General features: G+C 68.1%; 16 protein-coding genes. 14 read left to right on the top strand and 2 right to left on the bottom strand.

The annotated features are described in order from the left end of the window. On the top strand, window positions 1-325 hold a 325-nt coding region (locus VJ655_RS02255), incomplete at its 5' end, for a gluconate 2-dehydrogenase subunit 3 family protein (RefSeq protein ID WP_324097805.1). Window positions 326-343: 18 nt separating this feature from the next. Here the strand turns inward: VJ655_RS02255 and VJ655_RS02250 are convergent. After that, on the bottom strand, window positions 344-2,590 hold the full coding sequence (locus tag VJ655_RS02250) for an FG-GAP-like repeat-containing protein (RefSeq protein ID WP_324097803.1): 2,247 nt from the start codon (window positions 2,588-2,590) through the stop codon (window positions 344-346). A 203-nt stretch (window positions 2,591-2,793) separates the two neighbouring features. On the opposite strand from VJ655_RS02250, the gene VJ655_RS02245 reads away from it, so the two are divergent. Both VJ655_RS02245 and VJ655_RS02240 read left to right on the top strand, forming a co-directional pair. Beyond that, the gene (locus VJ655_RS02245) at window positions 2,794-4,632 is read left to right on the top strand and encodes an alpha/beta fold hydrolase (RefSeq protein WP_324097801.1); all 1,839 of its coding nucleotides are present in this window, start codon (window positions 2,794-2,796) and stop codon (window positions 4,630-4,632) included. Between the two features lie 133 nt (window positions 4,633-4,765). Continuing rightward, a complete protein-coding gene (locus VJ655_RS02240) occupies window positions 4,766-5,224 on the top strand; it encodes a DUF2147 domain-containing protein (RefSeq protein ID WP_324097799.1) in 459 nt (152 codons plus the stop codon). A gap of 19 nt (window positions 5,225-5,243) precedes the next feature. Here VJ655_RS02240 and VJ655_RS02235 read toward each other — a convergent pair whose 3' ends face one another. Then, complete coding sequence (locus tag VJ655_RS02235; RefSeq protein WP_324097797.1) at window positions 5,244-5,564, bottom strand: plasmid stabilization protein; 321 nt, start codon at window positions 5,562-5,564, stop codon at window positions 5,244-5,246. A gap of 122 nt (window positions 5,565-5,686) precedes the next feature. Here VJ655_RS02235 and VJ655_RS02230 point away from each other — a divergent pair, with 122 nt between their 5' ends. The 11 genes from VJ655_RS02230 (at window position 5,687) to panB (ending at window position 11,343) form a co-directional block, all read left to right on the top strand. Then, entirely contained in the window at window positions 5,687-6,262 is a 576-nt protein-coding gene (locus tag VJ655_RS02230) for a 2'-5' RNA ligase family protein (RefSeq protein WP_324097795.1), read from the top strand. Between the two features lie 70 nt (window positions 6,263-6,332). Next, on the top strand, window positions 6,333-6,680 hold the full coding sequence (locus VJ655_RS02225) for an ArsC family reductase (RefSeq protein ID WP_324097793.1): 348 nt from the start codon (window positions 6,333-6,335) through the stop codon (window positions 6,678-6,680). 99 nt (window positions 6,681-6,779) lie between these two features. Beyond that, complete coding sequence (locus VJ655_RS02220) at window positions 6,780-7,469, top strand: HAD family hydrolase (protein WP_324097813.1); 690 nt, start codon at window positions 6,780-6,782, stop codon at window positions 7,467-7,469. A gap of 47 nt (window positions 7,470-7,516) precedes the next feature. Then, window positions 7,517-7,696: a hypothetical protein gene (locus tag VJ655_RS02215; protein ID WP_324097791.1), complete on the top strand. Its 180-nt coding sequence runs from the start codon at window positions 7,517-7,519 to the stop codon at window positions 7,694-7,696. Between the two features lie 12 nt (window positions 7,697-7,708). Continuing rightward, window positions 7,709-8,128 carry a hypothetical protein gene (locus tag VJ655_RS02210; RefSeq protein ID WP_324097789.1) on the top strand — a complete coding sequence of 140 codons (420 nt, stop codon included), beginning with the start codon at window positions 7,709-7,711 and terminating at the stop codon, window positions 8,126-8,128. Further along, the gene (locus VJ655_RS02205; RefSeq protein WP_324097787.1) at window positions 8,128-8,643 is read left to right on the top strand and encodes an RNA polymerase sigma factor; all 516 of its coding nucleotides are present in this window, start codon (window positions 8,128-8,130) and stop codon (window positions 8,641-8,643) included. The genes VJ655_RS02210 and VJ655_RS02205 overlap by 1 nt, the downstream gene beginning before the upstream one ends. Then, on the top strand, window positions 8,640-8,948 hold the full coding sequence (locus tag VJ655_RS02200; RefSeq protein ID WP_324097785.1) for a hypothetical protein: 309 nt from the start codon (window positions 8,640-8,642) through the stop codon (window positions 8,946-8,948). The genes VJ655_RS02205 and VJ655_RS02200 overlap by 4 nt, the downstream gene beginning before the upstream one ends. 112 nt (window positions 8,949-9,060) lie before the next feature. Beyond that, entirely contained in the window at window positions 9,061-9,447 is a 387-nt protein-coding gene (locus tag VJ655_RS02195; protein WP_324097783.1) for a DUF6249 domain-containing protein, read from the top strand. Between the two features lie 23 nt (window positions 9,448-9,470). After that, window positions 9,471-10,055, top strand: a complete 585-nt coding sequence (locus VJ655_RS02190) for an RNA polymerase sigma factor (protein ID WP_324097781.1) — start codon at window positions 9,471-9,473, stop codon at window positions 10,053-10,055. After that, on the top strand, window positions 10,048-10,428 hold the full coding sequence (locus VJ655_RS02185) for a hypothetical protein (protein ID WP_324097779.1): 381 nt from the start codon (window positions 10,048-10,050) through the stop codon (window positions 10,426-10,428). The genes VJ655_RS02190 and VJ655_RS02185 overlap by 8 nt, the downstream gene beginning before the upstream one ends. Before the next feature lie 87 nt (window positions 10,429-10,515). Continuing rightward, window positions 10,516-11,343, top strand: a complete 828-nt coding sequence (panB, locus tag VJ655_RS02180) for a 3-methyl-2-oxobutanoate hydroxymethyltransferase (RefSeq protein ID WP_324097811.1) — start codon at window positions 10,516-10,518, stop codon at window positions 11,341-11,343. The last annotated feature ends 105 nt before the right edge of the window (window positions 11,344-11,448 follow it).

Here is an 11,448-nt window from a genome sequence, read left to right as displayed (position 1 = left end):
CAAGGCCCAGGTCGAACAGCTCCTGGGCGGTCTCTCCCGCATGGACGCCGACGCCCGCGCCGCCCATGGCGATGTCTTCGTGGCGCTGGCGCCGGAACAGCAGGTCGCGCTTCTGAACGCCTACGACCGGGAGGCTGCGCTCGTCGCGCCGGGGCAGGGGGCAGGGCGAGGACACTTCTTCCCGGTGCTCGAGGATCTGGTCACGGTCGGTTATTTCACCTCGGAGCCCGGCGCGACGGTGGCGTTGAAGTACGATCCGGTGCCGGGCGCCTATCACGGCTGCGTGCCGCTGACCGAGATCGGCCGCGCCTGGGCGACGCGCTAGAGTCGTCCACCTCAGCGATCACGCGCCGCCGAAGACGAAGTCAGCCTTGTAGTAGCCCTTGGCGGGGTCGAGGATGTCGATGGCGAACGGCGCGCTCCCGTCGGCCAGGTCGGTCAGCCACGCGGCGTTGGATCGGGCCATGACGCCGAGATCGGCCTTCTCAGCCTCGGCCAGCAGCCAGCCGACCATGGCCGCCTTGGTTCCGATGCCGTTCGGACCGTCGGCGCCATAGCTGGCGAAGTAACCGGCGCGGTCGTCGATCAGGATGTGGGTCTTTTCGTCGGAAGGCGTCGCGCCAAAGATCGCGGCGTAGGCCTTCTTGGTGGCCTCGAACAGCGACAGCGATCCGTACTCTGCAGTGAACTTGGCGTTCCCTTCGCCGACCTTGCCCAGATTGACCGCGAAATTGATGTAGCGGTTCTCGAGATTGAAGAACTGATAGTAGGCGCTGTTCAGATTGTTCCCGTTCGGGCCCGAGGGCGAGACCAGATAGTCGATCCCCACTTGGCTGGGGATCTTGCCCGTGAAGAACAGATAGCTGAGCGTGGCCACCGAGGTTGTCTGGTCGGCGATCTTGACGACCTCCGCGATGGCGCCGCCTAAGGTCATGGCGCCGGCGGTCACCTTGGCCGTGAGGTCGGCCGTTAGAGTCCCGCCGGCGCCCGCTGCTGCGCTGGTCTTCAGCAGCGAGGCGACCGCCATCCCCACCGTGGGGTCGCCCAAGCTCATGGTCCGGTCGGCGAAGACCAGACTTTCGATATTGATCAGAGTGTCAGCGCCGTCCCGCGCATTGGCGCGGGTGTCGGTGACGGTCCAGCCGACCGCGGTGACGCCGATCGCGTAGTCCGTCGCCAGGCCGCCGTAGCGCGCCTCGTCGGCGCCAGCGCCGCCGTCGATTCTGTCCGCGCCCGCGCCGCCGACCAAGATGTCGGCTCCGTCTCCGCCGTCCAGCGTGTCGTCGCCCGCGCCGCCGAACACCACGTCGTTTCCGGCCCGGCCGCTGAGGGTCTCGTTCCGGGCGTCGCCAATCAGCGCGTCGGCCGAGGCGCTTCCCTCGAGCATGACGCCGGCGTCGCCCGCCAGATGCACCGTGACGTGCTCGGCGCCCTCCCAAAGGCCGCGCCAGGCGATCACGTCCATACGCCCGTCGCCGTTGACGTCGGCGGCCTGCAGCCGGTCGTATTGCGAGATGTTCAGCCAGCCCTCGGGCAACTGGACGAAGCGACCCGCGCCGTCGTTCAGGAAAGCCGCCTGCTTGTGGCTGTTCGAGGCCAGGAGGTCGACATAGCCATCGCCATTGATGTCGATCAGTTGGGTGCGCGTGTACCAGTCCTCGGTCGCCTGGACCGGTAGCCGCTTGGCGGTTTCGTTGGCGAAGCCGCCTTGGCCGTCGTTGATCCAGATCTGGGTCGTGCCGGGCTTGAAGAGGTCGACCACGGTGGTCAGCACCAGGTCGAGCTTGCCGTCGCCATTGATGTCGGCCGCCTTGGCGTCGATCACGCTCTCGGTCGTTCCGGTCTTGGGCATGGTGAACGACGAGAGGGCCGTGAAGGCGCCCTTGCCGTCGTTCTTCAGCAGGCGCGCGGTCTGGCTCTGGGTCTCGTTGGGCGTCAGCAGCAGGTCGAGGTCGCCATCCCCGTCGGCGTCGAACAGCAGGCTGGCCGGCGAATTGTACTGCCCCGCCACGAGGTCGGCCGGCAGGCCCGCGCGGCTCAGGGTGAAATTGGCCGCGCCGTCGTTGACCAGAAAATAGGGCGCCTCTTCGGTCCCGCCGTTGTAGTTGCCGACATAGAGGTCAAGGTCGCCGTCGCCGTCGATATCGCCCGCGGCGGCCGAGTGGCTGTAGTCGGCCAGGCTCGGCAGGCGCGTGGTCGCGTTGGTCAGGCCTGTCGCGCCCGAAGACAGGAACAGGGCGTTGCGCGCGCCGGGGAAGGGCGCGGCGTCATAGCCATGGTCGGCGAAGAACGCGTCGGCGCGGCCGTCCTTGTTGAAGTCGGCCACCACGATCTGGCGGCCATGCACCGTCACCGGCGGCTGGCCGCCGAACAGCGCCGTCGTCGAGTCAACGAAGTTTCCCGCGCCGTCGCCGGTCAGCACCCGGATGGGCACCGCCCGGTCTTCCAGCGGATACAGGAAATAGGAGAGGGCGATATCCAGCTTGCCGTCGCCGTTGAAGTCCGCGACCGCGATCTCATGGGCCGATGCGGCCGTGAAGCCGCTGCGTAGCGCGAACGTCAGGTCCTGGGTCTGGAACTTAGTCGCCATCGAAACTCTCCCTGAACGCGTGCGAACGCCCGGTCCGCCTGCCTCAGCTAATCCACCGCTGCGCAGGCGGACATCGCCGATTGTAGGGTGTCGTCGACCACCCCTGGACGTTCCGGCCGACCCGCGCCAAGGTCTCGACCACGGTCGTGGACGTTCGATGTTCCGAGGATTTGCGTTGGTGGCGGTAGCTTCGAGGTCGGCGCTTGAGTGAAGACGACCTCGCCGACGAGCCGCGCCTGCCGCTCTTCCTACGAGCGGTGCTGCAAGACGCCGAGGCTGTCCTGGCCACGGCGCAGTCGGCGCCCGACACCCTGGCCGGACTGATCGAGACCGACGCCGCCCGGGCCCAGTTCCTGCCGCTGTTCGATCCGCAGAGCATCGCCGGGGCCGTGCTCGACGCGCACGGCGCGGTCCGCGTCGCTTCCCGCCTGTTCGCCGAGGAGCGCGGGGAGCGCTACATCGACCCGGGACTGGTCCAAAGGGCGCTGCGATCGGGAAAACCGGTGGTGGTCCCGGTCGCCGTCGAGAGCGATGCGGGCTCGGAGTCCGTGATCTTCGCCTATGCCCCAGCCGCGATGGCGTTCCCGCTCTGGCGCCTGCCGCCCGAACTGGCCGATGAAGCGCCGGCGGGCAAGGTGGTGGTGCTGACGACATTGGCGGCCCGAGCCGAACCGATCGAGCGCGCCTGCGCCACCTTCGGCCTGACGGGGCTGCAGACGCGGGTTGTCATGAACGTCGTGCGGGCTGGCTCGATCAAGGCGGCGGCCGAGAGATTGGGCATCTCGCACGTCACCGCCCGGGAAGCGCTCTCGGATGTCTATCGCCGCACCGGCGCGCGGCGCTTGCCGGAGCTGGTGGGATTGTTGTCCGGCCTGGCCTTCGGACTGCTGCCGTCGCAGCCGGATCACGCCCCATTGCTCGTCGATGTCTGGGGTCTGACCCAGAAGCAGGCGTCGATCGCGTTGCTGGTCGCCAGCGGCGCGTCGAGGGAAGAAGCGGCCCGAGCCCTGGGCCTGTCGGTCGCGGTGGTCCGCAAGGAGCTGGAGCAGGTCTTCGCCGCCTTGCGGGTGAGCTCGGCCAGCGAACTGGCGCGCACCGTATCGACCATGAGCGCCCTGGCCGCCCTGTTGGGCGCGACCCGCGGACAACTGGGATTCGCCGATCCTCGGGCCGAGCCCCTACGCCTGACGCCCCGCGCCGACGGCACGCGCATCGCCTGGAGCGACTATGGTCCCGCCGGCGGCCGGCCGGTGCTCATCGTCCACTCCAGCATGACCTCGCGGCTGGCGCCTTCGGGCCTGGTGTCCGCCCTGCAGGGCGCGGGATTTCGCGTCCTGGCCGTGGATCGGCCCGGCTTTGGCATGAGCGACCCCGTGGCGGGGCTCCGCGCGGGCGAGCACGATCCCTTCGACGCCGCGGCCACGGACCTGATCGCGCTGCTGGACGTTCTGCGGCTACCGACGGTCGACATCGTCGCCCGGGGCGGCGCGCAGGCCGTGCTGGCTCTGGCCCGCCGCGCGCCGGAGCGGATCGGCAGGGTCGTGCTGGTCAATCCGGACCCGCCGTCCGGCTCGGACGACCGCCGGCACGGCCCGCTGGGCGCTTTCAAGGAGGCCTATCTTCGGCGGCCGGAGCTGATCGGGACCTTCGCGCGCGTGCTGGCCGGCAGTCTGACGCGCGAGCGCCTGCATCGCATGGTCGTGCAGTCGATGCGCGGCAGCCCGCCGGACGAGGCCGCCGCCGCCGACCCGCGCATCGCCGAAGACTATTGGCGGTCGGTGCGGATGTTCGCCACCGGACGGATCGCGGGCTATGTGAACGAGCAGGTGGCGATCGCGCGGGGAGGCAAGCCTGAAACGGCGCCGGCCCTGACCGAATGGACGGTGCTGATCGGCGCGCACGACACCATGCACGATCCCGAGCACGTCGAACGCTATTGGCGCGAGGTGCTTCCGGACAGCCGCTTCGAGCGCATATCCGACGCCGGACGCTTCTTGGCCATGACCCACCCTCAGCGCGTGATCGACGCCCTTGTGGCTTAGCGCATGACGCCGCGAACTGTCGTCGCTCGGAAAGGGCGCCATATAGCCAGATCCGCGTTTGGATTCGTTCCGGGGTTCGCCTTTTCCGTAGAACCCTTATCTATGGGCCGACGCGCATGAAGGATGGGTCAGAATGAACCGAGCGGTGGTGGGACTTGCGGCCTTGGGCCTGGCGTTCGCGAGCATGGGGCAAGCGGTCGCCGCGGATACCGCGCCGCCCCGAACGAATGACCTCTACGGCGTCTGGCGCAATCCCAAGGGAAGTGTCCACATCGAGATCAAGGCCTGTGGCGAAGGCACTTGCGGCTACGTGGTCTGGGCCAACGCCGAGGCGCAGGCCGACGTCCGCAAGGGCAGCAATCAGGGCCTGGTGGGCATGCAGCTGCTCCGCGATTTCTCGCCTACGGGGCCCACCGAGTGGAAGGGGCGGGTGTTCGTTCCCGACCTGAACATGACCTTCTCCGGCCAAGTTCGCCTGCTGGATCGCACCTCGCTGAAGGCCAAGGGCTGTCTGTTGCCCAACTTCATCTGCAAGTCGCAGACGTGGACCCGCGTCGACAGCGTCGCGGCCCCGGTGGCGCGCGCATCCTAAAGGCCCCCTCGCCGACTGGTCAGTGGTGGGCGTGGTGCTCGGCGTTGCGCTTGCGCGTCGCGGCCGCCTTCTTGGCCGACGCCGAGCGATCCGCCGCGCTGCGGCTGGCGGAGGCTTCGCCGCCCTTACGCCCGCCCTTGTGGGCCGCCGGGTGACCAGTGTCCTTGCCGCGTCCCGAACCGCCGGGGTTCTTGCCGCCGCCATCGTCCTTGTTGACCGTGGCCCAGGCGCGCCGCTCGGCCTCCTTCTCGGAGACGCCGCGCGCCTCGTAGCCGTCGGCGATGTGCTCGGCCTTGCGTTCCTGCTTGTCGGTGTACTTGCTCTTCTCGCCTCTGGGCATGGCGGATCTCCGTGGCTGATGTTGCTGAAACCGGTGGGCGCGCACGCCGGTTCCTACGGCTGACCTTGCGGGTTCTCGGGCGGGGCGAAGCGGTCTAACCGTGCGCCGAACGAGGAGGGCGCATGACGCAGCAGATGGGCTTGCCGGGCTTTGACCCGCCGACGCCGACCGACCGGCTGATGTTCCTGCTCTATCCGGACGCGGCGACGGCCGAGCGGATCGCGGCGGAGGCCAGGCGCCTGCGCGAGGCTCTGGCTCTTCGGGGCCAACCGCTGCTGACCGATCGCTTCCACGTCACGCTGCATCATCTGGGCGACTATGTCGGTCTGCCGGCGGACGTGGTCCGCAAGGGCGAGGCCGCCGGCGCCGCCTTGGCCGCGGCGCCGTTCGACGTGACGTTCGACCGCGCCGCCAGCTTCGCCAATCGGCCCGGCGCCAATCCCTTCACGCTGCAGGGCGGGGAGGGAGTGCAGGCGCTGGTCGCCTTTCAGCAGCAACTGGCGCTGGAGATGGCCAAGGTCGGTCTCAAGCCCGACAAGGCGTTTCTTCCCCACGTCACGCTGCTCTACGACGGCCAGATCGTCCCGGCCCAGCCGATTTTATCCGTGAGCTGGACGGTGGATCGCTTCGCCCTGGTCCAGAGCAAGCTGGGCCAGACCCGTCACATCGTCCTGCGAACCTGGGCGCTCGCCGGCTGAGCTTGGCGCGAGGCGAGGGCTCGTCTAGGGCGGAGACGCGGCGCGGATTCGCCGTCGATGGAGCCTGACCATGACCCTGACGATGTACGGCATCAAGAACTGCGACACGGTCGCCAAGGCTCGCAAGTGGCTGGAGAACCGGGGGCTGGCCTACGACTTCCACGATTACAAGACCGCCGGGATCGACCGGCCGCGCCTGGAAGCCTGGGTCGCCGAACTGGGCTGGGAGACGCTGCTAAACCGGGCCGGCACGACGTTCCGCAAACTGGACGAGGCCGACAAGCAAAACTTGGACGCGCAGAAGGCCATTGATCTGATGCTGGCCCAGCCCTCGATGATCAAGCGACCCGTGCTGGACCTGGGCGCGCGGCGCCTGACGGGGTTCAAGCCGGAAATCTACGAAGCGGCGCTAAACTAGACGCGACGGTTGCGCTTCTGGGACGCCAGGGGTCAAGTTTAGCACGACAAGCTTTCCGGGATCGGTCTATCAGTGGATGGAACATCCGCGGGGTTGCGGATCAAAGGGGGCTTTGAGCGCGTGGGGGAGAACGCCGTCTCGCGGTACGAACTGGTCATTTTCGACTTCGACGGCACGTTGGCCGACAGCGCGGCCTGGATGATGCGGGCCGTCAATCCGATGGCGCGCCGGTACGGCTTCAAGACCGTCACCGACGAAGAGATCGAGATGCTGCGCGGGCGCAGCACCCGCGAGGTCATCCGCTACCTGGGCGTTTCGCCCTGGAAACTCCCGCTGATCGCCCGCGCCGGCAAGAAGCTGATGGCCGCCGACGCCCATACCATCCCGCTGTTTCCGGAGACGGCCAGGATGCTGAGCGCCCTGCACGCGTCCGGCGTGAAGATCGCCGTGGTCAGCTCCAACAGCGAGCAGGTGATCCGCCGCGTGCTGGGGCCCGAGCTCTCGGAGCTGATCAGCCTCTATGCGTGCGGCGCGTCATTGTTCGGCAAGGCTCGCAAGTTCAAGCAGGTCACCGCCCGCGGCGTCTCGCGCGACAAGGTCATCTGTATTGGCGACGAGACCCGGGACATCGAGGCCGCCCGGGCCGTGGGCCTGGACTGCGGGGCCGTCGGCTGGGGCTACGCCAAGCCCTCGATCCTGGCCGAGCACCGGCCGACCGTGTCGTTCAACTCGATGTCCGAAATTATTTCGTATGTCGCTGCATCCAGCGCGCGGGGCGGCGGCGACTAACCTTCGAAAGCGCGAGTGATCGCGCCGATGATCGAAGGAGACGACCGATGTACGATCTGTTCCGCGACTTCTGGTGGCTGATGTTCCCCATGACGTTCATGGTGCTGGGCGCCTTTCGCGCCTGGCTGAACTACCGCGCCCGCCACGACGTGGTGAAGGTCCTGCGAGATCTGGCCGCCAAGGGTCAGGAGCCGTCGGCCGCGCTGCTGGCCGAGCTGAATCGCTAAGGGGCGACGACGATGTTCGAGGACCTTTTCCGCCAGTTCTGGTGGCTGCTCTTCCCGCTCAGCTGGTTCGTCTTCGGCGCCTGGCAGAGCTGGCTGTCCTATCGTTCGAACCAGGAGACGCTGGATCTGATCAAGACCTACGCGGCCTCTGGGCGCGAGCCGCCGGCCGAGCTTCTGAGCCGGCTGAACCGGCGCTGGCGTGAGTGCGACGAAGACGACGAACGTCCGCGCCATCGCTATCGCCGGCGTCACGAGAGCACTTGGTATCGGGTGGTGCTGTTTGGCATGCTGAGCAGCGGCTTCGCCTTCGCCGCCGTCACCAACATCTACGGCGCGGGCGAGGCTTTCACGATCGTGGCCTTTGTCCTGGGCTCGATCTGCGTGGCCACCCTGGTCCAGGTCATGCTGGATCGGAACGGCCCGACCGTCTGATGGACGCCGCGCTCGTCAAGCAGGCGCGCGCGGGGTCCCAGGTCGCTTTCGCCCGCCTCGTGGCGATCCACGAGAAGCCTCTCCGGGGCTTCCTGCGCAAGAGCGGCTGGGGCGACGCCGACGACATCGCCCAGGAGGCCTTCGTGGCGGCCTGGTCGGGACTACACAAGCTGCGCGAGGATGACGGCTTCCGGGCCTGGCTCTATGGCGTGGCGTGGAAGAAGGCCCTCTCGCAGCGACGCGGCGCCCAGCGCGCCGCCGCCCGCGACGAGGCCTGGCGGGGCGAGCAGGAACTCGAGACCGCCCCCGAAGTCGGCGCGGAGGATCGCATGGCGCTCGAGAAGGCGCTGGCGACCCTGCCCGAGGACCAGCGAGCCTGCGTCACCCTGTGCCTGGGGCAAGCCTGGTCGCACGCCGAAGTCTCCGACGCCCTGGGTCTTCCCCTCGGCACCGTCAAATCGCATGTTACCCGTGGCCGCGAGCGGCTGCTGGCAGTCCTAGGAGGCGGTTCATGACCCCTGATGATCAACTCTCGGCCTTTCTGGGCGAGACGCCCAAGCAGAGCCGAGCCGACGTCTTTACGCTGGAAGTGATGAAGCGGGTCGAGCGGCAGGCGTTCGTCGAGCGCCTGGCCGTCGCAGCCGGCGGCGCTGCGGTGTTGGGCCTGGTGCTGTGGGCGTGCGCCCCGGTCCTGAACTTGGCGGTCACGCAGATCGCTCCAAGTCTCCTTCCGATCGCGACCCTGTTGAGTTTCGTCGCCGCGATTCTGGCCCTGGGCGGCCCGGCGGTGTGGCGTCAGACCGGACTTCCGAGAGGCTGATCGCCGCCTTACGAAAGTTTCATCCCAGCGGGCGCCTCCAAACGGCGCCGTCAGCGCCTCTTACCAGTGAAGGCGGCGCGGGGGCGTCGTCCACCAACTGGAGGATTTCCACATGGGTCCTGAGATTGTTGTTCCCGTCGCCGGCTGCATGATGATCGCGGCCATCGTGATCTTTCCCTTCCTGTTCAAGAGCCGCGAGCGTCGCGAGCTTCATGCGACCCTGCGTGCGGCCATCGAGAAGGGGCAACCCGTTCCGGCCGAGGTGATCGAGGCCATGACGCGCTCGGTGAAGACGCCGCCGACCCGCCTGCGCGATCTGCGCACCGGCGTGATCTGGTTGGCCGTGGGCATCGGCGTGGGTCTGGCCACCTATTTCGGCGACTTCATTCACGGAGGCGGAGACTTCGACGGGTTTGGCATTGCCAGCATTCCGGCCGTGATCGGCGTCGCCTACATCGTCCTCAGCTTCTTCAATCCCAACAAGGAACCGCGGGTCTAGACCGCGGGGGCCTGGGGAGGGGCTTGACTTCGATGGGCATGGATCGCCCGCCAACCGGACACGACGTCGAACTGGCCGCCCTGGCGGCCACGGGGGACCGTCGCGCCTATGGAGAGCTCGTGCGCCGGCACGGCTCGGCCGTTCGTGGCTTGCTGCGTCGTCTCGGCGCGGACAGCGCCACGGCCGACGATCTGGCGCAGGACGCCTTCATGGCCGGCTTCGAACAGGTGGCGGAGTATCGCGGGGAGGGGACCTTCGCCGCCTGGATCAAGAAGATCGGCGCGCGCCTCTACCTCAAGAAGGTCAAGCGGGAGGCGCGATTGATCTTCTCGGAGACCGTCGAGACGATCGATCCGGCGCCAGGGCGCGACACCCCGGCCGACGCGGCCAACCGCATCGACCTGGACGAGGCGCTAAAGAGCCTGTCGCGAGGGGAACGTCTGTGCGTTTCGCTCTGCTACGGGGCCGACTGGTCGCACGCGGAGGCGGCCGAAACCTTGAATATCCCGATCGGCACGGTGAAATCCCATGTCAGACGTGGTTTGGATAAACTTCGGGCCCGACTGGCCCGACCGGAAGAAGGCGCGAGGAGGGAAGCTCATGGCTGAACCCGATTTCGAAGCGCAATTGAGCCGCATGTTCGCCGAGCCGCCGTCCTTTCCGGACGCGGCGCTGTTCAATGCGGAGGTGGAGGCCAGGCTTGACCGAGGCTGGACGATGCGGCGGCTGCTGATTGGCGGAGCCGGGACAGCGGCGGGCCTGTTCGCCGCGTTCCAGATCCTGACGACCCGCTTCTCAAGCGAGGTGGCTCAGCTGTCGCGCAGCGGCGGTCGCGGTATCGCCACCGAGATCGACGCCGGGGTCGCCAAGGTCAATTCGGTGCTGACCACGCCGGCCAGCGCGGAGGCCCTGTGGCTGGCGGCGGGGCTGGCGGTGGTGGCGCTGGCCTTCGCGGTGACGCGAGCGGTCGAGGACCTGTAGCGGACGCGTTATCGCCGTTCATGTTGCGGTGCGGCGCGATCCGGCCCACAACAGCGCCCGAAACGCATCGCAATGGGAGCGAAAGCCCTGTCCGCTCATCGTGAAGAGACGGTTCGCCGTCTGGCCGCCCCCGACATCGCCGCGCGCAAGGGCGGCAAGCCGATCGTCTGCCTGACCGCCTACACCGCGCCGGTCGCCGCCGCCCTGGACGAGGCGTGCGACCTGCTGCTGGTCGGGGATTCGGTCGGCATGGTCGTTCATGGCCTGCCCAACACCGTTGGCGTGACGCTCGACATGATGATCCTGCATGGCCAGGCGGTCATGCGCGGCTCGAAGCGGGCCATGGTGGTGATCGACATGCCGTTCGGCTCCTACGAGGCCTCGCACGAGGAAGCCTACGCCAACGCGGTGCGGATCATGAAGGAGACCGGCGCCCAGGCGGTGAAGGTCGAGAGCGGTCCGACCGTGCCCGAGACCATCGCCTATCTGACTCAGCGCGGCGTGCCCGTGATGGGCCACGTCGGCCTGCGTCCCCAGGCCGTGCTGCTGGAAGGCGGCTTCAAGGCCAAGGGCAAGGACGAGGCGGGGCGGGCCAAGGTGCTGGAAGAGGCCCGACGCACCGCCGAGGCGGGGGCGTTCGCGATCGTTGTCGAGGGCGTGGCCGAAGGTCTGGCCCGCGAAGTCACCGAGGCGGTCAGCGTTCCCACCATAGGCATCGGCGCCTCGGCGGCTTGCGATGGCCAGGTGCTGGTGGTCGACGACATGCTGGGCCTGTTCGACTGGACCCCCAAGTTCGTCCGCCGCTACGCCGACCTGAAGGGCGAAATCCAGCGGGCCGCCGAGCGCTACGCGAGCGATGTCCAGGATCGCAGCTTCCCCGGCGAGGCCGAAACCTACTACGCCAAGAAGGGCTGAGGATTTCGCGCCGTCCGCGCGACGACGGCGCCGGGCGACGCCAGCGATCGGTTCCCCTTCCGGCGGGCGTTGCGGCAGCGCGCGGCACGCTATAGGTTCGCCGCC

This window comes from Caulobacter sp. (assembly GCF_035254145.1).
Classification (GTDB): domain Bacteria; phylum Pseudomonadota; class Alphaproteobacteria; order Caulobacterales; family Caulobacteraceae; genus Caulobacter.
Note: the sequence above shows the minus strand (reverse complement) of the source record. Positions and strands in the feature narration are given on the sequence as shown.